Genomic DNA, 22,258 nt, shown 5'->3' on the forward strand with positions numbered 1-22,258 from the left:
TCTCGCTCAGGTGGACCACTTTTCAACCGGCCAAACCGGCCCAATCTTCAACCGGCCTTGACAGATTTCGGCCAAGATGGGATTCGGTCGTCCATTCGGCGGCCGGGTACGGCTCTCGTAGATCCACTCCCAGAGCTCGGCCGAAGGACTGTCCTCGTGCGCCGCAGCGTTTGTTCGATGCATGCTGGGACCGTGACGCGAGCGTGGCTACGCGACAAGTGCAATTGCCATCGGGCAAGGCCGCTCCTTACGGCGTACCCGCCGGGCCGCGTTCGCGTCGCTCTTCACGCTCGTCCTCGCTCGGGGCGGCCTGCCGTCCTCCTGGGGACGCCTTGCTAATGAGATACAATCCCGTATACTGGGTGCCGCTCACCCTCTAGGAGCCGGTGCTCGCCGGCGTATGTCCTCCTCGCGACAACCCTCCTCGCCGGCGAGCACCGAAATCCCTCATCGCCGCAGCACGACGGTCTTTGTCGTGGACGCGCCGCCCGTCGAGGCGGTCAGGGTGACGGCGACGGAGCGCTTGGATCGGCTCAGCGCCTTGCGTGCTTTGGTGCTCAGACGAACGGTGACCGTGTGGGTGCCTGCGGCGGACCGGCTCGCCGAGCCGCGGCCGATGGTGAGGGTACGCAGACCCAGACGGCGAGCGGTGGCACGCGAGAGCGTCGCCGTGACGGTGCACCGGCCGGCCGCGGCCAGCTGGCAGTCGACGCGGATCGTCTTCGTGTTCAGCCGCACGCGCTTCGCGATCGTGAGCTTGGGCGCGGACGGACGCGGCACCGGCGTCACCGCGGGTGCGGGTGCGGGTGGCGGGGCGGGCACGATCGTCGCCGGGGGCGGCGCTTGGTCGACCGGTGGGTCGCTGCCTGGCGGCGGATCCTGGTCGGGAACTGGGTCGACGCCAGGGGTGCAATCGCGCTCGGAGGCCGCCGCGGCGTCGATGGCGCCGACCGCGACGAGCACGGTCGCCTCGGCGGTCAGGACGCGCCCTGAGCGATAGGTGCCGCTCATCGTGACGTCGAGGCAGTAGACGCCTTCGCGTGAAAACGCCCAGTTGCCGTGGGCGTGGATTCCGAGGGGCACGTCCGCGGCGTCCGGGACGCCATCGCGCGTGTTGAAGACCACACGCGGTGCCCCTTCCAGGTCGGCGTTCTGCCACAGCGCGACGTGTCCCGGTCCACGGGCGGCTCGCAGCGTCCAGCGCAACGGTCCCTGCAGCGTGCCGGCCGGGATGCGTTCGGTGCTCCAGCCGGGCCACAGCAGGTCGGGGTCCTGGGTCTGCGGAAGCACCCAGACCGGGTCCCCCGCTGCTCCCAGGAACGCGAAGCCGGCGTCCGCGGGAACGGCGCGACGTGCCGCCGCCCGGGCGGCGAGGGTGACCGAGCCCGGCGCGCGGTACGTGCGCGCCCCCGCTGTGTCGTCCCCGATCGACACTTCGAGCCGCCCTTCGAGCACGCGTGCCGACAAGTCGACGTGGCCCGTCGACAGGACGCGCCGCGCCGGCTCGCCGGCGGGACGCGCGCAGGGCTTCACCGTCGCGGGATCGATCGTCGCAGGCGTTCCCGGCGGGGTGTCGATCGCGAACGTCAGCTTGTGCTGCACGCTCGCCCCGTTGTCGGTGCGCCACTCCAGGCCGACGCAGTACACGCCGGGAGCGCTGAAGGACCACGTGCCCTCCGACGTCGAGCCCGGCCACAGCGTGTAGGTGTTCTGTCCGCCGCCGAGGACCGGACGTTGCTCGTGGGTGCGGGAGACGGCGTCGTCGATCGTCACGGTGCCCGGGCCGTCGACGTTAACCAGCCGCCACTGCAGGTCGCCGTCGGCGATCCGGGTCGTCGACCAGCCGAGCTGCGGGCCCGAGGTGCCGGGGCGCAACTGGGCGACGTCGCCGCCGCTCGGCGACTGCCAGGGCGCCGTGGGCGGGAGCCTCGGCGCGCGCTGGTAGAAGACCACATCCTCCGGGCGGCGGGTGGAACCCGGGTCCCGGCCGGAGAACTGCGCGAGGTCGACGGCGAGCGCGTCGCCGTCCAGCCGGGGCCGCAGTTCGTAGCGGTCGCTCGTGACGACATGTGCGGGGCCGCCCGCGGCGGCCGCCGGGACCGCGGTCGGCGACGCGACCGGCGCTTCCGAGCCGCGGCGTCCGCACGGGACGATGGTTGACGCGTCGATCGGCGCTCCGGCGGCGTCGGTGGCGGTGACGATCGTGAGCTGCGCCTGCGCGGTGGCGCGACCGGCGGCGCGGCGGGCGGACGCGCCCATGTTCAGGCAGTACACCCCGGGTTCGGTGACGTACCACGCCATGTGGAAATGGCCGGTCGACGTGCGGGCCATCGGCAGCCCCTGGCGCGTGGACCAGAACGGCATGTCCGCGCCCATCGCCCACAAGACGACTTCGCCGGGGCCGGAGACGCCGTCGAGGGTCATGTTGAACGGCCGCAGCAGGTCCTGCGTCGGGCTGTTGCCGAACCCGGCCCAGAGCAGGTTGTGGCTCGCATCCTCAGGCAGTCGCCACACCCACGCGCCGCGGTTGCCGACGTATTCCCACTCTTTGCCTGCGCTGCCGCTGGCTGGGACCCGGATGCGGCCCTCGGGACCGATCCGGATGACGACGTCGTCGAACTCGTGGCTCACGTCACCGGCCTTGACCTGCATGCGGAGCTCCTCACCGACCCAGAACGGGCCGATGTCGGCATGGCCGGCGTCGAGCACAACGGGCGGTGCGGCGCTCGCGACGGCGGGGGCGACGAGCGCGAGCAGGACGCCGAGCAGCACACGCATCAGCGCAGCCACAGCTTCTTCTCCGTCTTCGCGCGCGTGCCGTCGGTGCCGACGATCGTGATCGTCACGGTGGCGCGCAGCCCCGCCCGGCTGCGCTGCAGCGCCCGCTGCGTCCGCGCACTTGGTTTCAGGCGCACGGTGAGCGCGCGCCCGGCGGTCGCTGAGCGAGACACGCGGGCGAGCCGACCGGAACTCAGCTGGAGCCGGCGCGCCTTGGCGCGGTCGATCCGCAGCTCCACCGTGACCCGACCGCCCGCGCTCGCCGTGACCGTGACCGGCAGGCCGCGACGCAGCGTGGCCCGGCGGGCCGTGGCGGGGACCCGCACGCTCGTCGTCGACCGGACAGGCGCCGCCGGCGTTGGGATGGGAACCGGCGGCGCGGGGCGGGTGATCGGCGCGGTTTCCGGCGGGTCCGGGACCGGGACCGGCGCCGCGTCGATGGTCAGGCAGCTTGCGCAGGTCGCGTGTGCCGCGTCGCGGGTGATGAGGGTTACGTTGCGCGGGCCGGTCGCGGTGTCGGTGCTCGCCCGCAGGACCGCCGTCCATCGGGTCGGGTCGCTCCCGTCGCGGGCGAGCTCGGTCACCGACACGCCCGGGCCGGCGTCGAGGCCCGCTGCGACGAGCGCCTCGCCCGTTCGCAGCTCGACACGCACCGGCTCGCCTCCGGCCACCAACCGGGACGGAGCGACGGCGGTCAGGCGGACCAGCGGCGCGGGCGGCGTGAGCCGGAACAGCCGACCGAGCGCGGCGTCCGCGGTCACCATCGAACCGTCACGCGTGAACGCCACGGCGCGCGTGTGGGACATCAGCCGCTGCAATCCGGGTCCGCGGTCGCCGGTGAAGCCCATCCGTGTCTGCGCGCCGATGACGCGTCGGATGCCGGGGCCGCCCGGCTCTTGCAGCCAGACCTTCGAGCCGGCCGCAATTGCGATCGCACCATCAGCGCGTACCGCGAGCCCGCGAGGGGTGAGCACGGGCGCCGCGAGCGGCTCGAGCACCTCGCCGTCCTCCTCGTAGTCGAACGTCGTCGGGTCCTCGAGCGCGTCCGGGTCGCGGCCGTTGCCGATCACGGTCGTGATCCGCTGCGTCTCGGCGTCGATCCGCCGGACGCGGTGGTTGGGAGTGTCGCTGACCAGCAGGTCGCCGTCGGCCAGCAGGGCGAGGCCGCCCGGGCCGATCTGGGCGTCGAGCGCCGGGCCGCCCTCGTCGTCGGGCGCGCGGTCCGGGAAGCCGTTGCCGGCCACGGTGCTGACCGTCCCGGCCTGCAGGTCGACCAGCCGCACGCGGCTGTTGCCGGAGTCGGCCACGTACAGTCGGCGGCCGTCGGCGCTCAGCGTGAGCGCGTCGATGTTCTCGCTGAAGCGAGCGTCGGCGAGGGAGCCGTCCGCGAGCCCCGGCTCGACGAAGTCGTCGGCAGGGCCCGTCACGATCTGCAGGCGGCCTTCGGCATCGATCTTGACGATGCGCGCGATCCACTGCTCCGAACTCGTGTCGGCGATGAACACCGAGCCGTCCGCAGCTGTTGCCACGGCCGCCGGGCCGTCGAGCCGCGCCGTGCGGGCCGGGCCGCCTTCGCCGCACTCACCCGGCACCCCACACGAGCTCCCGGTGCCGGCCAGCGTCGTGATCTGGCCCTGCCGGTCGATCCGCCGCACCCGCCGGCTGCCGCTGTCGGCGACGACCAGTGAACCGTCCGGCAGCGTGGCCACGTCGGTGGGACGGCCAAGCTGTGCGTCCGTCGCCGAAACCCCCTCGCCCGAGAAGCTGGGCGTGCCGTTGCCGGCCACGCGGGTCACCGACGGAGGGGTCGTGGCCAGATCCACTTGCAGCACCTGGTGCAGCGAGCCGTTCGCGATACCGCTTGCGTAGCCGTCGGCGATGTAGACGTGCTCGCCGATCTCGGCAGCGGCGGTGAAGCGCACGAGGTGGCTCTCGAACGTGGGACGACCGGCTGCGGCGGCGGCCTGCACGCCCGTGGCGATCGTCGAGATCGCGCCGTCGCGCGTGATCATCCGCACGCGACGGTTCAAGCGATCGCTGACCACGATCCGTCCGTCGGCCAGGACCGCGACACCACCCGGACGGTTCAACTGCGCGGCCGTCGCCGGCCCGCCGTCGCCACTGTCGCCCTCCGCGCCGGTGCCAGCGACCACAGTCACCGGATCGCCGGCGTCGATGCGGCGGTCCACACCGGCCACCACCCGCCGCACGCGGTGCCCTTGGTCCTCGGCGATCACCAGGTCGCCGGTCAACCGGTCTAGCGAGACACCGCTGATGCCGTTGAAGTACGCATCGCGAAGTGCCACACCGTTGGCCACGCCCGTGTTCGGGTCGGGAGACGGCGCGCCGAGCGTCGAAACGGTGCCGGTGGTCGCATCGATGCGGCGCAGTCGCTGGACGTGGTCGACGAAGAGGATGGTCCCGTCCTGCTGCACGGCGATGGCCTGCGGCAGCGTGAGCAGCCCGGATCGCGCGGGTGAACCGTCCTCGACCTCGCTGTCGGCTGCGCAGTCACCTGCGATGCGGGTTCCGGCGAGCGTCAGCGGATCGAACCGCAGCACGCCGCATTGGTCCGTCACCAGCAAGCCGCCGTCCGGCGCCGCTGCGACGGCGTGCGTGCTGCTCAGCGTCGCGCCTGGCTTGATGGTGCCCGTCGGGTCCATCGCGCTGAAGCCCGCCCCGGCCAGGATCGTGGTGGCGCCCGTGGCGACATCGATCGCTCGGACGGTGCCCGCGTCGTCCACCGCGGCCAGCCGGCCATTCCAGGCGGCGATGCCGCGCGGCGTGAACGCGATTTCGCGCGCCGGCCCCGCGCCGTGGCCGCCCGCGAGCGGTTCGATGTCGCCGGGGGCGGCGTGTGCCGCGGACGAGCTCACCGTGCAGGCGAGCAGCGCGGCAAGTGTGAGTCGGCGAGCCCTCACGGGGCCAGCGAGTACGTCGGGGCCATCGAGAATCCTTTCAGTGTGAGACCGAGTCTCGAACACTATGCGCACGATGGGCAGGGCGCCTCATCCTAAAGGAGGATTCGGTCCCAGGATGGTCGGGAGACGTCATGCGCTCTTGGTCCTGTCACCCGGCGAGGACCAGTGTCTGGACGTCGCATCTTAGGTAACGAGACTTGGTCTCGGTACGGTTCAGCGCTTATGAAGCTGTATCGAACTCTGCTCGCGACCGCCGCGGCGGTCGCTCTAGCACCGGGAACGGCGTCGGCCGATCGGCTGGTCCTGTCCGCCGGCCACATCGACGCCGTGGCGCCCGTCCTGGTCGACCACGGAATGGCACTACGGGTCAAGGACGGAACCGTCGCCGGCCCGGCCGTGATGCGCGAGCCGGACGACGTCCTGCTCCACGTGAAGCCACAGGCCCGGATGACCGTGCCGGAAGGGCTCCCGTCGAGCTATGCGTTCCTTGGCGCACCGGGCAGCGACGTCTGGGTGCTGCCTCAGGTCAACGACGCCAATCTGCTTTGGGCAGGCTGGTCCAGCGAGAACCTCGCGCCCGGAGCGTTCAAGAACGAGACCCTGCGCTGGAGGCTCAACTCGGTGGACGGTCCGGGACCCGTCCAGCTCTACGAGAATGGGGCGCTCGGGGAAGTCCGGTTGTTCTTCGACTCGGCTGACGGCCTTCCGGACACGGACACGCGAGCGGTTGGGACGCACGCGCACTTCAACTGGGTCTTTCATCAGCCAGGGACGTACACGCTCAACTTCGACGTGACCGGCGAGCGGCCGGACGGCACGGAGACGTCGGGCTACGCGAACTACCGGGTGTTCGTCGGCGATCTCGCCGACCTGCCGCCGGAGTACGTCTACGTCGAGGGCCTGGAGCCGAGCTACGACGTGGGCGCGACCGCGTCGCTGACGGCAAGGAACGGGACGACGAGCCGGTTCACCGACTTTCGCTGGCTGCGACAGTGCGATGGCGAGCAGGAGCCGAAGGAGGTCGCGGCCGGCGCGACGTACACCTTCGCCGTCGCCCGTGCGCACGACGCATGCCGGCTGACCGTCGCGCTCCGCGACGACGCCGGCCGAGAGCTGCTGCGCTCGGACGAGGCGCTGGTCAGCGTGCGGTCAGGGACCTGGGGTCCGCGGCTGATCATGTCGCAAGGGCATGCCGACGTGCTCGAGGTCGCGCTGGACGGCAATGCGCTGAAGGTGCAGCTCAAGGACGACAGCGGTGACGAGCCCGTGCTGCGGCGCCCACACGACGTGCTGTTGCACGCCAAGCCGCAGTCGCGGTTCCTGCTGACCGAGGACCTCCCGCCGGAGTACGGGTTCCTCGGCCGGCCGGGCGAGACGATCTACATGCTGCCCGAGGTCCAGGAGCAGGCGCTGTTGTGGCCCGGGTGGGACACGGAGGGCGTGCCCGCGGGATCCGTCGAGGGCGACGCGCTCGCGTTCCGGCTGCTGTCGGTGGATGGACCGGGTGCTCTTCAGCTGTTCTCCACGAACTCGTTCGGGGGCCCCGAGATCCTGTTCAACTCGGCCGACGGGCTGCCGGACACGACACCGATGAACGCGCACGCGCACGCGCACGCGAGTTGGGCGTTCAGCAAGCCCGGCCTCTACAAGCTGCGGTTCACCCTCACGGGCCGCACGACTGCGGGACAGCCCCTCGACAGCGGGCCGCTCGAGTACTGGTTCTATGTGGGTGACCTGGCCGCGCTGCCGGAGTACCCGAACGAGGACGCGGAGCCGACGCCGGAGCCGACACCCGAGCCGACGCCGACGCCGACGCCGACGCCGACGCCGACGCCGACTCCGACTCCGACGCCCGACGGTGGCGGCCAGACGATCACGCCCCCCGCGGTGGTCGCGCCCACCCCTACGCCCACACCGACCCAGCCGGCGGTGCGGCCGACGCTGCGGCTGACGGCGGCCAAGCTGCGCAGCAGGACGCTCACGCTGGGAGCGCGCCTGACGACGCGCAGCCGCGTGACGGTGGTCGTCCGCCGCGGCTCCAAGACGGTGGCGCGATCCAAGGCCCGGACCGTCGCGGCCTCGAGCCGGTCGCTGAAGGTCAAGCTGAACCGGCGGCTCACCGCCGGCCGCTACACCGTCCGCGTCAGCGCCCAAGCCAACGGCCGGACGGTCACGCGCACCATCAAGCTGCGGGTGCGCTGAAGCCGCGCGGAGCCGCGCGCCGCTCAGGCGGCGTGCGGTTCGGCGTCGCGGACGGCCACGGTCGCAAGGCGGCGTTGCGCGATCAGGCCCTGGCGGGGCGCGAAGCACCACGCGAGCAGGAAGAACACGGTGAGTACGAGAACGATCGTCCCGCCGGTGGGGTAATCCCACGACCACGAGATGTACAGGCCGACGAGGGCGGCGATCCCGCCGATCGCAGGCGAGAGCATCATCATCACCGGAAGCCGGTCCGTGAGCAGCCGGGCCGTCGCCGCGGGGGTTATGAGCAGCGCGAGCACGAGGATGTTGCCGATCGTCTGCACGCTGATCACGACCGCGAGCGTGACCAGCACGTAGAGGGCGAGGTCGAGCCAGAACACCGGGATGCCCATGGCTCGGGCGGTCTCGCGGTCGAGCGAGATCGTCACCAGCTCCTTGTGCAGGGCGAACAGCGCGACCAGGATGGCGAGGCCCGTGCCGGCGACGATGTAGAGGTCCTCGTCCGGGATGCCGGTGATCGAGCCGAACAGGAAGTCCTGTAGCGAGCCGGCGTACCCGGGGGCGCGCGAGATGATGACGATGCCGAGCGCGAACGCGGCGACGAAGAAGACGCCGATGACGGAGTCCTCTTTGAGGCGGCGGTTCTGGGAGAAGACGGCGACCAGGACCGCGGTGACGACGCCGGCGGCGATGCCGCCGATGATGAGGTTGCCGCCGATGACGAACGCGACCGCCAGGCCGGGGAAGACGGCGTGGGCGACGGCGTCGCCGATGAACGCCATGCCGCGCAGCACGACGTAGCAGCCGACCACGCCGCAGATGACGGACGACATGACGGCGATCAGCAGCGCCTTCCACAGGAAGCCGAGGTCGGGGTTGGTGAGGTCGCGGATGAATTCGAGAGGGGACATGTCAGGCGACCGCCTTGAGGATGCGCAGGAGGGGGCTGTGCTCGCTGATGCCGAAGGTGCGCATCCAGAGCTCGTCTTCGTCGGCGAGCTCGGCGGCAGTACCGACGGCCACGACGGTGCGATTGAGCAGGGCGATGCGGTCGCAGCCGTACATGGCGCCGGCGAGGTCGTGCGTGGTCATCAGGACGGCGCGGTCCTCGCGCGCGAGTGACAGGAACAGCTCGGAAAGCAGCTCCTGGGTGGGGACGTCGAGGCCGGTGAACGGCTCGTCGAGCAGCAGCGCGGCGGGGCGCAGCGCGAGCGCGCGGGCGACGAGCACACGTTGGCGCTGGCCACCGGAGAGCTCGCCGACCGGCCGCGTGCGCAGGTCGGCCATGCGGACGCGTTCGAGGGCTTCGTCCACCGCCTGCCAGTCTTCGGTGCTGGGGCGGCGCAGCAGCCCGAGCCGGCCGCTGCGGCCGGTCATGACCACGTCCTCGACCGAGATCGGGAAGTCCCAGGCGAACTCGTGCCGCTGCGGGACGTAGCCCATGTTCCCGCTCACCGCCACGCCGCCGCGTACGGGTTTGAGCAGCCCGAGCGCGGTCCGCAGCAGCGTCGTCTTGCCGGCGCCGTTGGGCCCGATCAAGCCGACGAGTTCTCCGGGGTGGACGGTGAGGTTCGCGTCCTCGAGCACGAGGCGGCCGCCGAGTTGAACTGCGAGCCCTTCGACGGCGATCACGTGCGTGCCCTGCGCTTGGCGCCGCGCCCGCGCGCGAGCACGAAGGCGAACCCGACCGCCAGCAGCACGGCGCCGATGCCGAGCAGCACACCGTGCGGAACCCCGCCCGAGCTCTCGGCCGTCGCGGCGGCGGGTGTGGACGCCGCGGCCCGTGGCGTCTCCCGGAAGGCCGCCGTGAACGCCTCATCCGTGCTCGTCTTCGAGCCGACCGCGAAGCGCAGCACCTGGGTGTCGGAGACGGTCTTGCCGTCGACGAGCTCGGCTTCGATCTTGACCTGGACCAGGTAGACGCCCGGCTTGGAAAAGACCCAGTTCGCGTGCGTGTGCGTGTTGACGTCGACCCACACGGGCTCGGGCTTGCCCTCGGAGTCCCACAGCACGTCGGGCTCGGCGAAGTCGCCGGACTGCAGGTAGACGACGAGGCTGCCGGGGCCCTCGACGCCGGTCATGGTCATCGTGACGCCGCGGTCGATCGTCTCCATCACCTCGGGGTCCTGCGTGTTCCAGCCCACCCAGACCACCTCCGGGTCCTGGGTCTGGGGCACAACGAACACGTCGTCGCCCGGCGTGCCGCGCAGGAACGCGTAATTGGGATCGTCGGGGATCTGCAGGATCGCCTGATCGCGAACCTGGAGCACCGTGTGGTCCGTCGGCCGCCAGACACTCTCGCCGTCGGGATCGGCCTTGGCCTGGTCGTCGTGGACGAGCAGCGTCCAGCGGCCGTCGACGAAGCGGGGCCCGATGTCCACGTGTCCCTCGGACAGCACCGTGCGGCCGGCGACGACGGCTTGACCCTCGTCGATCTTCTGCTCGAGGTCGCCCTGCGCGAACGCGGAGGTGGGCGTGAGCAGCAGGGCGCAGAGCCCGATGAGCAGGCGCCTCATGACAGGCATCGCTTCAAGGAGCGGGCGTTGAATCGCATCATGGCTTCATAGGTGCCGACGGTGTCGTCGAGCGTGTCGGAGTAGATGGGACAGAGACGGGCGCCGGTTTCTTCGGCGACCTCGCGCAGGGTTGTGGTGCGCCCGGCCAGACCGGGCTCGAGGAAGACGGACGGGACCTTCAGATTGCGGATGGTCTCCGAGAGCTTGCGGCGGTCCGCGAGCGACGGCTCCACGGCGGGGTTGGGCGTCACGAACCCGGCGATCTCGATCCCGTAGGCGGCGCCGAGGTAGCCGAACGCGTCGTGGGTGGTGATCAGGTACCGCTGGCGGGCCGGGATCGCGGCGATCGTCCGGCGCAGGTCACGGTCAAGCGCGTCCAGGCGCGCGAGATAGGCGTCCGTCCGTTCGCGGTAGGTCTTCGCACCCTCCGGATCGGCCTCGATCAGCGTGTCGCGGATCAGTTCGGAGTACGCCATCACGTTCCGTGCGTTCTGCCACAGGTGCGGATCGATCTCGCCGTGGACGTGCTTGCCCAGGACGGCCTGCGGCAGCTGGTAGATCTGCTCGCCGGCGCGGCCCATGAACCGGAACTCGCGCCCGGCCGGCACCTCGGCGATCGCCTTGGATGGGACCTCGATGACGATGTCGTCGGCCTCGTACTCGGTCTGGGTGTGGTCGCCGCCGCCCTCAGGGTCATAGAGGGCGAGCAGGCGGCCACGGTCGATGTCGGCGGTGAGGTCGGCGTGCCCCTGGTTGAGGACCGTCGCGCCGGCGGGTGGGCGGACGCCGACGGCAAACGTGAACGTGGCCTGCCCGAGCGGGAGGGGCCGAGAGGTCGCGCTGACCTGCAGCGCCGCCTTGAAGGTGGCGGTGTACATCCCGGGCTTCGTGAACACCCACGACATGTGCGTGTGCGCATCCGCGGGCAGCGTCGCGGTGTCGTCCTTGTAGCCGCTCGCGGCGTCGAAGCCGTCGCTGGAGTCGAAGTAGAGCTCCGTCTCGCCGAACGTGCCGGTCAGGTACCCGTACATCGCGCCCGGACCTTTGACGTCGATCGCGGACAGCAGCACGTCGCTGGAGCGATTGGTGCCGTGCCGGGCGCCGGTGCCGCGGGCGCGCAGGCCGAGCCAGATCGTGTCGAGGTTGACGTTCTCGACGAGCGGGATAACTTCGGCCGCGTACTTGGTCGCGTCCTCGGCCAGCGAGATGTTCGGCACGCCGTCGCGCAGGTTGGCGTCGAGCGTCTTGATGACGTTGTGCTGCTCGAGCATCATGTAGTTGCTGAAGGCGACGTCGGCGTAGACGACGTCGCGCACGTCCCGCAGGGTCGGTTCGTAGGCGTGCGGGTCGGCGCCGTCCGGGACTAGGCTCACGGCCCGGACGCGGTCGCCGCCGACCTGCTCGACCATGTCGCGCAGCAGGCTCGTCGTGGTGACCACTTGGAGCCGGTCGTCGGCGCTGGACAGGCCTTCGGGGGCGCCGCAGCCGGTCAGCAGGACGAGCGCGGCCAGCAGCGCCCAGCGCACGCTCAGCTCACCCGTACGGTCAGCGTCGCGGTGTCGGACAGGCTCTTGCCCGACCGCGACGTCGCGCTGGACTTGAAGCGCAGCTTGTACGTGCCGGCACGCGAGAACGACCAGTTGGCGTGCGCATGAACGCCGAGCGGGATCGTGCGCGTCCCGGGCCGTGAGCGGTTGGAGTCGAACAGGACGTTCGCGTCGCCGAAGGAGCCGGTGGTGAAGACCGCGACGCGGCCGGGACCGGAGACGCGCTCAAGCGTCCAGGTCAGCCCGGTGCGCAGCTGGCTCGTCTTGAGCTCCTCGGTGTTCCAGCCCAGCCAGATCACGCCGGACTTCTGCGTCTGCGGGATCATCCACACGCGCGTCCCCTTGCGGCCAAGGAAGTTGGCCCTCGGGAGCGTGTAGCGGGCCTTGGAGTTCAGTGAGACGACGACGTCGGAGGGATCGCGCCACACCGTGCGGCCCCCGCGCGTTGCGTCCTTCACCTGGGCCTGCAACTTGCCGCCGATGATCCGTGCGCCGTAGTCGGCGTGCCCGGAACTCAGGGTGACCGCGGCGTGCGCGGGGGCGGCGCCGGCCAGCAGGACGGCGAGGGTGACGAGAGAGGTCTTCATGTGAGGCTCAGTTCCGGACGCGCAACGCGATCGTTCGCGTGCGGGAGCGTCCTTCGGTGGTTGCGGTGATACGGACGATGTGGCGGCCGGCCTTGGGCCGCTTGTTCAGTCGCAGCTTCAGGGTGCGGGTGCCGGGGGAGACCGTGCGTGTCTTGGCGTGGGCCGTCGTGCGCCCCGATCGGCGGAGCGTCACGGCGACCTTCGCGCGGCGATCAAGCCGCACACGCAGGCGCAGCGTGCGGCCGCTGAGGCGCGCGGACAGCGGACGCAGCGCCGGCGCAGAGGTGGTGTCGCCGGTCGCGGGGGTGTCCGGTGCTCCGGGGATGCCCGGAGTCGGCGTGGCGGTCGGGCTCGGGCCTCCCGGGGCGCCAGGGTCCGGCGTCGGTGTCGGCGTCGGGTTGGTTGCCGTGCCGACCGTCACCGCGAGCGTCTGCGTGTCGCTTGCGGTCTGGCCGCCGCTCAGCCGGGCGCTCATCGTGAACGTGAGCCGGTACGCACCCTCGCGACTGAAAGCCCAGTTGGCGTGCGCGTGGGTGCCGAGCGGGATCGAGTAGGTGTCAGGTAGCCCGTCGTTACTGCGGAACACGATCTCCGGATTGCCGAACGTCCCGCTCTGGAAGACGCTGACGCTGCCCGGTCCGTCGACCGAGTCGAGGCGCCAACTCACCGCGCCGTCGACTTGGGCGTTGGAGAGCTCCTCGGTGTTCCAGCCGGGCCACAACAGGCCGGCGCGCTGGGTCTGTGGCAGCATCCACACCGCGCTTCCCGGGGTGCCGAGGAAGGCGAAGGACGGCGACGACGGCACCGTCGTCCGCGCCGCGTCCAGGACGGCGAAGGTCACGGCGGGGACGTCGCGCCAGACGGTGGTGCCACGGGTGCCGTCCTTGATCTGGCTGCGGAACTGTCCGTCGACGATGCGGGCCGCATAGTCGACATGGCCATCGGAGAGCACTTGCGCGCGAGCCGGCCCGGGAGCGAGCAGGGCCCCGGCAAGCGCGATGGGAATGAGTACAACACGCACGGCGTCACCGTATCAGGACTCAGTCCCATTTACGACTTTGTGGCCTCGGATGACGACGTCGTGGCCGCTCAGTGTGACGCCGAGTCGGCGCGCGACGTCGTTGATCGCTTGTTCGAGGCCTTCATCGGTGAACGGCGTGGGGCTTCCGGTCGCTTCGTCGATGAAGTGGTGGTGATGGTGCCGCGGGTGCGCGATCTCGTAGCGAGCGACGCCGTCGTGATCGATGAAGCGCGACAGCAGCTTGAGCCCGTACAACTCCTCGAGTGTCCGGTAGACGGACGAGGGGGACGCGGTCGGCAGGCGCTCGAGGATGTCGTGAGCGCTGAGCAGGCATTGGCCTTCGCGAGCGAACAACTCGACGATCGCGGTCCTGGCGGGGCCCGCGCGGCGGCCGTTCGAGGACAGCGTCTCGTCTGCCTGCTCAAGCCACTGATCCCGGAGCACTCGGTCCATCGGCCGGACCGTATCAGATTGATGGGATTGGTTCCCAGCCGTATGATCGCTGCATGTCTGCACTTCCATCCCGCCTCCTGGGTGCGGGTCTTCTCGCGCTGCTGCTTGCCCCGCCGGCGCTCGCCGCGCCCGGCGATCTGACCACGATCGCCGGTGGACCGGGTGGCGGGTTGGCCACGGGACTCGGCCTGGTCCCGTCCGGACTCGCCGTCGTCGGTGGTGATCTGGTCGTCAGCGATCAGCAGAACGGCGCCATCCGCTCCGTGGCGTTGTCGACCGGTGGCGTCATCACATTGGCCGGGACCGGGGCCGCCGGTTCCAGCGCCGCCAACACGACAACCGGCCGCGCGGGCACGCTTACCCAGCTCCCGGGCTACGGCGCGAGCGTCGCCGGCCCTCTGGCCGTGGCCGTGGCGCCGGACGGCGACGTCGTCTTCAGCATCGGCAGCGGCGGCACGCTTCGCCGCCTGGACCGCACGACCGGGACGCTCGCGCGGATCGCGGGCACCGGCACGTTCTCCTCGACGGGCGCCGGTGACGGTGGCCCGGCGCTGGAGGCGGGGTTGAGCCTGGTACGCGGGTTGGCCGTCGATGCGGACGGCGCGATCCTGCTGGCGGACGGCGGCCCGGGCCGAATCCGGCGCATCGACCCGGCGACCAACGTCATCACGACCGTCGCCGGTGGCGGCGCCACCGTGGGCGACGGCGGCGAGGCGGGGGCCGCGCGGCTGAGCGATCCGCGGCAGATCGCGCTCGATCCCGCGACCGGGGACCTGCTCGTGGCCGAGTTCGGCGGGCACCGCGTGCGCCGGATCGCGGCCGGCGCCGACGGCCGCATCGGCGCCACCGACACCATCACCACCATCGCGGGCGACGGCACCGCCGCCACCGCTGAGACGCTCGGCGACGGCGGGCCGGCGTCCGCCGCGCGCCTGAACGCGCCCAGCGCCGTCGCCGTGCTGCCCAACGGGGCCGTCGCGGTCGCCGAGGGGACGGGCAACCGGCTCCGGCTCGTTCGCCCTGATGCCACGATCACCACCGTCCCGACCGCGGCGCTCGGCACGCCCGCCGCGCTTGCGGTGCGGGGTGCGGACCGGCTGTTCGTGGCCGAGACGAGCGCGACCACGCGCCGGGTGCAGGAGGTCACGATCCATCCCGCCACCGGGGCGCTGACGGCGATCCGGACCGTCGCCGGCAATGGCAGCAACGGCTTCTCCGGGCACACGACGCCCGCGGTCGAGGCGCAGCTCGCCGACCCCCGCGCCATCACGGTCGCTCCGGACGGCAGCTACTACATCGCCGACAACGCCAACGCCCGCGTGCGCCGGGTCGATCCGGCGACGGGCAAGATCACGACCGTCATCGGCAGCGGCACCACGTGCCCGAACGCGAGCGACGCGACGTGCGTGGAGAACGTGCCGGCGTTGGAGGCGAAGATCACGCGGCCGTGGGACATCGCCGTGGGTCGGGACGGCAGCGTGTTCGTGCTCGAGAGCAACGCTGCGATCTCGCGCATCAGCCGCTTGGATCCCCAGACCGGCCGGCTGACGCGCGTCGCGGGTGGCGCGATCGGCTTCGCCGGGGACGGCGGCCCGGCGCGCGACGCCCGCTTCAACGAGGCGCAGGGTCTCGTGCTCGACGCCGCCGGGCGGTACCTGTACGTCGCTGACACCAACAACCGCCGCGTGCGGCGGATCGACCTCCAGCAGGATGTGGTGACGACGATCGCCGGCACCGGCACGCCCGGCGCGACCGGCAACGGGGGCCCAGCCGCCCAAGCCACCCTGCAGGGCCTGCTCGGCATCTCGTTCGCGCTCGACGGGGATCTGCTGATTCCGGACAACACGGCCCGCGCCGTGCGCCGCATCGACCTTGCCACCGGGGTCATCACCGAGGAGGTGGAGGCGCTCGGCGAACATGACCACGATCACGGCCACGGCGACGAGCCGGAGGGCGAGCCGCACAGCGTCGTGCGCGTCGCCGAGCGCGCGGACGGCCACATCGTGCTCGTGGACAGCACCGGACACGCCGTCTACGAGGCCGAGCGCCACGGCGACCACCATCACGTCAACCGCATCGCCGGCACGGGCACGCGGGACTTCACCGGCGAGGCCGGCCGATCGCTCACGACCGCGCTGGCCGCCCCCTACGACGCCGCGATCACACCCGCCGGGCATGTGCTGATCGCCGACGGCGGCAACAACCGGATCCGCCTGGTCGAGTTCGCTGCGGACAAGGTGGAGGAGCCGGAGCCGACACCTACGCCGACGCCGGAAGCAACGCCCGACGCCGTCACCCCACTTCCCGCGGCGCCGCAGCCCGCCACGCCCCAGCCGATCACCCCGGCGGCACCGCTCACCGTTTCGGCCGGCAAGCCCAGCGTGAAGCGCGCCCACCGCACCGTGGCTCGTCTGCGTGCCGGGCTGGCGGTCACGGCTGCGGTGCGCGGCGCGACAAAGGTGCGCGCGGAGATCCGCGTCTCCGCTTCGACGGCGAAGCGCCTGCGCACACGCACGCGGCTCGCGGTCGTCACGCGGTCCGTCGCCGCGGACGGCACCTTGACGCTTCGCCTACGGCCGAGCGCCGCGATCCGCAAGCGACTCGCGCAGTCCCGACGGGCGGTGCCGGTGACGATCCGTGTCATCGCCACCGCCCCAGGAGCGAAGCCGGTGGTCTCCGCGACGACGCTCAGCCTGCGCGCGTAGCCGCCAGTGCACGGGGCCATGGTCACGGCCATGGCCCCGTCGCTTCCAAGCGCTTGGTCGCCTAAGCCACGGCGTAGTCGTCGTGCCAGACGGGCCACGGGTCGGAGAGCTGCTCCCAGGCGCGCGGCCCGGTGGCCAGCTCGGCATCGTCGAGGAGACAGGCGTCGAGCCGCGCGGTGAGCGCGCGCTCGTCGAGCCCGATGCCGATGAACACGATCTCCTGGCCGGGCTCGTCCATCCAGGTCCCGCCCGGGCCGACGTGGATGACCCCGCCGGCCGTCGACCACTCCCCGGCCATCCCGACGCGCGAGGCGAGCCAGAAGAATCCTTTGGAACGGATGACTTCCGGGAATGCCTCTTCGAGCGCCGCCCAGAGCCGTGCCGGGTGAAACGGACGGCCGCGCCGGTAGACGAAGGACGTGAAGCCGTACTCGTCGGCTTCAGACTCTTCGTCGCCGCGCAGCGTCGCCAGCCAGCCCGGGGCCTCCGCGGCACGGTCGAAGTCGAAGCCGCCGGTGGCGATGAGCGCGTCCGCCGGGACGCGACCGTGTTGGGCGTGAAGGATGCGCGCACGGGGGTTGAGTCGCCGCAGTAGCGCGTTGAGGTGCAGGAGCTCGCCCTCTGCGAGTAGGTCGGTCTTGTTGACGATCAACACATCCGCGAACTCCACCTGGTCGACGAGCAGGTCGACGACCGTACGCTCGTCCTCGGCATCGAGGCCGGCGCCGCGGTCGCGCAGGTCGTCGATCGAGCCCAGGTCACGGACGAAGGCGCCGCCGTCGACCACGGTCGCCATCGTGTCCAGCCGCGCGAGATCACCCAGGTTGCGCCCGTCGACGCCGTCGAACGTGAAGGTCTCGGCCACCGGCAACGGCTCCGAGATGCCGGTCGACTCGATGAGCAGATAGTCGAACCGGCCGGAACGAGCCAGCCGCGCCACCTCGACGAGCAGGTCCTCACGCAGCGTGCAGCAGATGCATCCGTTGGTCAGCTCCACGAGGCGTTCGTCGACGCGCGTGAGGCCGTCCCGGACCAGCCGCGCGTCGATGTTGATCTCGCTCATGTCGTTGACGATGACGGCGATCCTCAGGCCTTCGCGGTTGGCCAGCAAGTGATTCAGCGTTGACGTCTTGCCGGCGCCGAGGAAGCCGGAGAGCACGGTGACGGGCAGACGGCCGTCGAGTGGGCGAGGGGAGGAGGGCATGTGTCCACCGTACTGTAAATGAGACTGAATCTCACCAGACCGTCACGGGAATTGGTTCTGCGGTGAGCGCGGTCGTGGCGATGTGCGCAACCCTGTGCCTTTACCGCCGCGGCCGGCGCCTCCAGAGTTCGGGTGCAGCTGAAGACCCGAACTTGGACTTGACTGACACCGCGTCGACTGCGTCGCCTGACGGTCGTCTCCGTAGTCGCCGCTCTCGCCGCCGCGGCGATCACGTTCTAATCGCTCGAGGGCCGGCGGCCGGCAGTTCATCCTTGCTTCGCGGCGGCTCCGGATACTCTCGTGGGAATGACTCTCATCGGGCTCTACGCCTTCGAGAAGCGTGCGCTGTACGAGGTGCTGCTCATCGCCGTGGGCGCCGGGCTGCTGGGCACGTGGATCGTCCTGCGCGGGCTCGCGTTCTACACGCACGCCGTCGCGGCGGCGGCGTTCCCGGGTCTGGTGCTGGCGGCGGGCCTGGGCTTCGCGCCGATGGTCGGCGCGGCGGGGACCGGGGCACTTGTCGCCGCGGGAGTCGGAGGGGCTTCTGCTCGCCGTCGTGCCCACTACGACGTCGCGACGGCCTTGGCGCTCGTGGGTGCGTTGGTGGCGGGGGTGGTGCTCGCTTCGAACGTGTTCCACTCGGGTGCGGAAGTGGATTCGCTGCTGTTCGGCAGCCTGTTCGCGCTCACCGATCTGGACCTCGTGCTCGCTGGCGTGGCCTCTGTGCTGGCGCTGCTCGGAACGGTGGGCCTGGGACCGCGGTGGCTGGCGACGGGGTTCGACGCGACCGGCGCCCGCGCGCTCGGCGTCCGGTCTCGCGTGCCGGATCTGGTGCTGCTGGCGCTCGTCGCGTTCGCGTCGGTGGCGACCCTCGCCGCCGTGGGCGCGTTGCTGGCCACGGCGCTGCTCGTCGTCCCGGCGGCGACCGCACGGCTGTGGACGAATCGTCTGCTGGCGTGGCAGCTCACCAGCGTGGCGTTGACCGCTGCGCTGGGCGTTGCCGGGGTGTGGCTGTCCGTGCGCACGAACGCGCCGCCCGGGGCGACGATCGCGGCGCTGGGCGGTGTGGCGTTTCTCATCTCCGCCCTGGTAAATGAGAGTGGTTCCCTCTATCGTCGGCGGCATGCGTAAGCCAGTCGCTGCTCTGCTCTTGACTGTCCCGTTGCTGTTCGCCGCCTGCGGCGGCGAGGACGAGCCTGCGGCAGGCGGCGGGGCCTCCGCCGCGGAACGTCCGCTCGTGGTGGCTTCTACGCCTGTGGTCGCCGACATCGTCCGTCAGGTCGCCGGTGACGCCGCGGAGGTCAAGCAGGTGATGTCGGCCAACGCGGACCCGCACGACTACGAGCCGCGGCCGGACGATGTAAAAGCGGTCGCGGGCGCGAAGGTCGTCATCGAATCTGGAAACGATCTCGATCACTGGATGGAGGAGCTCGTCGAGCAGACCGGCGAGAAGCCCGCCGAGCTCGTAATCGCGCCCGATCACACGCCGCACAAGGTCAAGCCTGCGGAGGGCGGTCACGGCCACGGCGAGGAGGAAGAGCACGCGGGCGAGGAAGAGGAGCACGCCGGCGAGGAAGAAGAGCACGCCGGCGAGTGGGATCCGCACTGGTGGCACGACCCGCGCAACGTCGAGACGGCCGTCGCCGCGATCCGGGACGAGCTGGTCAAGTCCGCTCCGGAGAACGCGGACGCCTATCGCACCAACGCCGATGCGTACCTGAAGAAGGTGCAGGCGCTCGACGCCGGTATCGAGGCGTGCATGAACCAGGTTCCGGCGCAGGAGCGCAAGCTCGTCACGAGTCACGACGCGTTCGGCTACTTCACCGAGCGCTACGGAATCACCACGATCGGCGCCGCAACGCCGTCCAACTCCGCGTCCGCGCAGCCGTCGGCCGGTGAGTTGGCCGAGCTGGCCGACGTCATCCGCCGCGAGAAGGTCAAGGCGGTCTTCCCGGAGAGCGCGGTCAACCCCGAACTCGCTCAGACGATCGCCCGCCAGACGGGCGCGAAGGCCGACTACGTGCTCTACGGCGACACGCTCGGTCCCGAGGGCTCACCAGGCGCTACGTATCTGCAGATGGAACAGGCGAACGCCCACGCGATGGTCAAGGGCTTCACCGGGGACGCGCAAGGGTGCACGATCGCGGGCCTGTGATCGACGCACGCGGCCTCGCGATTGGGTATCGCGGCGGGCCGACCGTCCTCACGGACGTGACCTTCTCGGTCATGCCCGGCGAGCGCGTCGGCGTGCTCGGCCCGAACGGCGGCGGCAAGACGACGCTCATGCGCGCCCTGCTCGGCGAGCTCGAGTCACGCGCCGGCACGTTCACCATCGAAGGCCGCCAAGGCACCGTCCCGCAGACCGAGCGCTCGCGCCTCGACTATCCCGTCTCTGCACTCGACGTCGTGTTGATGGGCGCACTCGGCCGCGGCCCTTGGTGGCGCCGGCCCGGGCGCGCTGAGCGTGCGCTTGCGCAGGCGGCGCTCGAGCGCGTCGGCCTCGAGGACCGCGCACGCGAGACGTTCGGCGAGCTCTCGGGCGGCCAGCGCCAACGGGTGCTCGTCGCCCGCGCGCTGATGCAGGACGCAGACATCGTGCTCTTCGACGAGCCCTTCACCGGGCTCGACACGCCGAGCGCCGCTCGGCTCACCGCGCTGATCGACGCGCTCGCCGCCGAGGGCCGGAGCGTGCTCGTGTCCACGCACGACGTCGGCCAGGCTCGAGCCTGGGACCACGTGCTCTGCCTCAACGGTCGCATGATCGAGTTCGGACCGCCGGAGCACGTCCTGACCGAGACGGTGCTGGCTGAGACATACGAGCACGCCGTCATCCGCATACCGGACGGCTGGCCGCGCGGCGTCACACAGTCAGCGGGCGCCTCCGCACGTGCTTGACGCCCTGCTGGAACCCTGGCGTGAGCCGATCTTGCGCGACGCGCTGCTGGAGGTCGTGTTCGTCGGCCTGGCGTGTGGGGCGCTCGGCGTGTGGGTCGTCCTGCTCGGACGCTCCTACAGCGCCGAATCACTCGCCCACGGCATGTTCCCGGGCCTGGTCGTCGCTGCGCTGCTGGGCGTGCCGCTCGTGCTGGGCGGCGCAGTCGGGCTGATCGTCGCGGCGCTCGCGATCGCGGCCGGGGCGCGCCTACGCTCACTGGGCTCCAACACGGCGGTGGCCGTCGTGATCACCTCCCTGCTGGGAATCGGGACGGTGTTCGCGCTCTCCGCCGACTCGCCGCCCGGCCTTCAGAACCTGCTGTTCGGCGACGTCCTGGCCACGAGTCCATCCGATCTCGCGCTCGCGGCCGCTCTGGCCGCGGCCGCGCTGATCGGGAGCTGGCTCGCGTACCCGTACCTGCTCACGTACGCGTTCGACCCATCCGCGGCGCGTTCCCTCGGCGCGCGTCCGCGCGTCGCCGAGGCCGCGTTCGCCCTGCTGTTGACCGCGGCCGTGCTCGTGGGCGTGCAGGCACTAGGCAATCTGCTCGTGGTCGCCGCGTTGATCGGGCCGGCGGTCGCGGCCCGCACGTTCACGCGGCGCGTGCCCCCGCTGATCGCCGCCGCCAGCGCGCTTGGCGTCGCGTGCGGCGTCGGCGGGCTCTACCTCTCCTACTACGCAGACGTCGCCGCCGGCGCCGCCATCGCAGGACTATTGGTAACCACTGCCGCGATCGCAGCACTCGCCAAGGCTCGGCTGCCGACGAGTGACATCTGAGTTTCGCCACCACCCGAGGCCGCGCTAAGTTCTCCTCCGGCGCCTCGCCGGTGGCAGTGGACTGCCGCGAGCACTTTCGGATCGGCGAGAGCCTTACTCTCCACGTACTCTTGAATCGTCGGATTCAACGGGCCGCGGCGGGCTTGATGAACCGAACGGACGCCTCCGGACCGTGCCGGACGAGCATCTCGGCAACTCATAATCCGTCGCGCGCAGGTTCGAATCCCGCCCGGCCCATCGTCGCTCCTGGCTCTACGGGGACGTCCAGATGGATCTCTGATTGGGCCCTGCGCACATCCAGGACAGCGGGAGGCGTACTCCGAAGGCGGCAGTGGCTCGCCTCGAGGAGATGTTGGCTGACGCGAGGGCGGACGTGGACAACGTCGAACCGCGAAGGCGAGGCGCCATGGCCGGGATACTCGGGGTCGGCGCACCGATCGGCGCGGTAGTCGGAACTGGATTCTGAAGTCAACGAGGCCGCCAACCACGTCTTCGTCCGCATGGTCGAGCCGCACTTCGCACCCGGAGCGCGGAATCACGATCACCGTTAGCGACACGCACTTCGGCGACTTCACGCACGACCCGGATCCGGTAGTCAGCAAAGCGGTCTGT

At 71.1% G+C, this 22,258-nt stretch carries 16 protein-coding genes; 6 read left to right on the forward strand and 10 right to left on the reverse strand.

Going from position 1 to position 22,258, the window contains the following annotated elements; genetic code table 11:
* Positions 1 to 447 precede the first annotated feature (447 nt).
* Positions 448 to 2,778, reverse strand: coding sequence for a choice-of-anchor M domain-containing protein (locus OJ962_RS22765; RefSeq protein WP_270006622.1), 2,331 nt, complete (start codon positions 2,776 to 2,778; stop codon positions 448 to 450).
* On the reverse strand, positions 2,778 to 5,699 hold the full coding sequence (locus OJ962_RS22770) for an NHL domain-containing protein (protein ID WP_202953330.1): 2,922 nt from the start codon (positions 5,697 to 5,699) through the stop codon (positions 2,778 to 2,780). Before OJ962_RS22770 ends, OJ962_RS22765 begins: the two co-directional genes overlap by 1 nt.
* 222 nt (positions 5,700 to 5,921) lie before the next feature.
* On the opposite strand from OJ962_RS22770, the gene OJ962_RS22775 reads away from it, so the two are divergent.
* Positions 5,922 to 7,901 (forward strand): TIGR03773 family transporter-associated surface protein, encoded by a 1,980-nt coding sequence (locus tag OJ962_RS22775; RefSeq protein ID WP_202953329.1) that lies wholly within the window; start codon positions 5,922 to 5,924, stop codon positions 7,899 to 7,901.
* Positions 7,902 to 7,924: 23 nt separating this feature from the next.
* Here the strand turns inward: OJ962_RS22775 and OJ962_RS22780 are convergent, their stop codons facing one another.
* From OJ962_RS22780 to OJ962_RS22810, 7 genes are read right to left on the reverse strand one after another with little or no spacing between them, the layout of a single operon-like run.
* A complete protein-coding gene (locus OJ962_RS22780; RefSeq protein WP_270006623.1) occupies positions 7,925 to 8,812 on the reverse strand; it encodes an anchored repeat-type ABC transporter permease subunit in 888 nt (295 codons plus the stop codon).
* Position 8,813: 1 nt separating this feature from the next.
* The gene (locus OJ962_RS22785) at positions 8,814 to 9,533 is read right to left on the reverse strand and encodes an anchored repeat-type ABC transporter ATP-binding subunit (protein WP_202953327.1); all 720 of its coding nucleotides are present in this window, start codon (positions 9,531 to 9,533) and stop codon (positions 8,814 to 8,816) included.
* The gene (locus tag OJ962_RS22790) at positions 9,530 to 10,426 is read right to left on the reverse strand and encodes a choice-of-anchor M domain-containing protein (protein WP_407697536.1); all 897 of its coding nucleotides are present in this window, start codon (positions 10,424 to 10,426) and stop codon (positions 9,530 to 9,532) included. Before OJ962_RS22790 ends, OJ962_RS22785 begins: the two co-directional genes overlap by 4 nt.
* Complete coding sequence (locus OJ962_RS22795; RefSeq protein WP_202953325.1) at positions 10,414 to 11,943, reverse strand: anchored repeat ABC transporter, substrate-binding protein; 1,530 nt, start codon at positions 11,941 to 11,943, stop codon at positions 10,414 to 10,416. Before OJ962_RS22795 ends, OJ962_RS22790 begins: the two co-directional genes overlap by 13 nt.
* Positions 11,944 to 11,945: 2 nt before the next feature.
* Positions 11,946 to 12,551 (reverse strand): TIGR03773 family transporter-associated surface protein, encoded by a 606-nt coding sequence (locus OJ962_RS22800; protein ID WP_202953324.1) that lies wholly within the window; start codon positions 12,549 to 12,551, stop codon positions 11,946 to 11,948.
* 7 nt (positions 12,552 to 12,558) lie between these two features.
* Entirely contained in the window at positions 12,559 to 13,572 is a 1,014-nt protein-coding gene (locus tag OJ962_RS22805) for a TIGR03773 family transporter-associated surface protein (protein WP_202953323.1), read from the reverse strand.
* Between the two features lie 12 nt (positions 13,573 to 13,584).
* Positions 13,585 to 14,094 carry a Fur family transcriptional regulator gene (locus OJ962_RS22810; RefSeq protein ID WP_270006624.1) on the reverse strand — a complete coding sequence of 170 codons (510 nt, stop codon included), beginning with the start codon at positions 14,092 to 14,094 and terminating at the stop codon, positions 13,585 to 13,587.
* Between OJ962_RS22810 and OJ962_RS22815 the strand changes: the two genes are divergently transcribed.
* Entirely contained in the window at positions 14,079 to 16,730 is a 2,652-nt protein-coding gene (locus OJ962_RS22815) for an NHL repeat-containing protein (protein ID WP_202953321.1), read from the forward strand. The genes OJ962_RS22810 and OJ962_RS22815 overlap by 16 nt on opposite strands.
* A 61-nt stretch (positions 16,731 to 16,791) precedes the next feature.
* Here OJ962_RS22815 and OJ962_RS22820 read toward each other — a convergent pair whose 3' ends face one another.
* Positions 16,792 to 17,934, reverse strand: coding sequence for a GTP-binding protein (locus OJ962_RS22820; RefSeq protein WP_202953320.1), 1,143 nt, complete (start codon positions 17,932 to 17,934; stop codon positions 16,792 to 16,794).
* A 306-nt stretch (positions 17,935 to 18,240) separates the two neighbouring features.
* Between OJ962_RS22820 and OJ962_RS22825 the strand changes: the two genes are divergently transcribed.
* From OJ962_RS22825 to OJ962_RS22840, 4 genes are read left to right on the forward strand one after another with little or no spacing between them, the layout of a single operon-like run.
* Positions 18,241 to 19,065: a metal ABC transporter permease gene (locus OJ962_RS22825; RefSeq protein ID WP_202953319.1), complete on the forward strand. Its 825-nt coding sequence runs from the start codon at positions 18,241 to 18,243 to the stop codon at positions 19,063 to 19,065.
* Positions 19,058 to 20,089, forward strand: coding sequence for a metal ABC transporter substrate-binding protein (locus OJ962_RS22830; RefSeq protein WP_202953318.1), 1,032 nt, complete (start codon positions 19,058 to 19,060; stop codon positions 20,087 to 20,089). Before OJ962_RS22825 ends, OJ962_RS22830 begins: the two co-directional genes overlap by 8 nt.
* Positions 20,086 to 20,829: a metal ABC transporter ATP-binding protein gene (locus tag OJ962_RS22835; RefSeq protein WP_270006625.1), complete on the forward strand. Its 744-nt coding sequence runs from the start codon at positions 20,086 to 20,088 to the stop codon at positions 20,827 to 20,829. Before OJ962_RS22830 ends, OJ962_RS22835 begins: the two co-directional genes overlap by 4 nt.
* The gene (locus OJ962_RS22840; protein ID WP_202953317.1) at positions 20,822 to 21,646 is read left to right on the forward strand and encodes a metal ABC transporter permease; all 825 of its coding nucleotides are present in this window, start codon (positions 20,822 to 20,824) and stop codon (positions 21,644 to 21,646) included. Before OJ962_RS22835 ends, OJ962_RS22840 begins: the two co-directional genes overlap by 8 nt.
* Positions 21,647 to 22,258 lie beyond the last annotated feature (612 nt).

The organism is Solirubrobacter deserti (assembly GCF_027587175.1).
Lineage (GTDB): Bacteria > Actinomycetota > Thermoleophilia > Solirubrobacterales > Solirubrobacteraceae > Solirubrobacter > Solirubrobacter deserti.

Bases quoted from the DNA above. Each gene is read 5' to 3' on its own strand.
- OJ962_RS22765 (WP_270006622.1), bottom strand. From the start codon at position 2,778: ATGCGTGTGCTGCTCGGCGTCCTGCTCGCGCTCGTCGCCCCCGCCGTC.
- OJ962_RS22775 (WP_202953329.1), top strand. From the start codon at position 5,922: ATGAAGCTGTATCGAACTCTGCTCGCGACCGCCGCGGCGGTCGCTCTA.
- OJ962_RS22780 (WP_270006623.1), bottom strand. From the start codon at position 8,812: ATGTCCCCTCTCGAATTCATCCGCGACCTCACCAACCCCGACCTCGGC.
- OJ962_RS22790 (WP_407697536.1), bottom strand. From the start codon at position 10,426: ATGCCTGTCATGAGGCGCCTGCTCATCGGGCTCTGCGCCCTGCTGCTC.
- OJ962_RS22800 (WP_202953324.1), bottom strand. From the start codon at position 12,551: ATGAAGACCTCTCTCGTCACCCTCGCCGTCCTGCTGGCCGGCGCCGCC.
- OJ962_RS22815 (WP_202953321.1), top strand. From the start codon at position 14,079: ATGTCTGCACTTCCATCCCGCCTCCTGGGTGCGGGTCTTCTCGCGCTG.
- OJ962_RS22810 (WP_270006624.1), bottom strand. From the start codon at position 14,094: ATGGAAGTGCAGACATGCAGCGATCATACGGCTGGGAACCAATCCCAT.
- OJ962_RS22820 (WP_202953320.1), bottom strand. From the start codon at position 17,934: ATGCCCTCCTCCCCTCGCCCACTCGACGGCCGTCTGCCCGTCACCGTG.
- OJ962_RS22825 (WP_202953319.1), top strand. From the start codon at position 18,241: ATGACTCTCATCGGGCTCTACGCCTTCGAGAAGCGTGCGCTGTACGAG.
- OJ962_RS22830 (WP_202953318.1), top strand. From the start codon at position 19,058: ATGCGTAAGCCAGTCGCTGCTCTGCTCTTGACTGTCCCGTTGCTGTTC.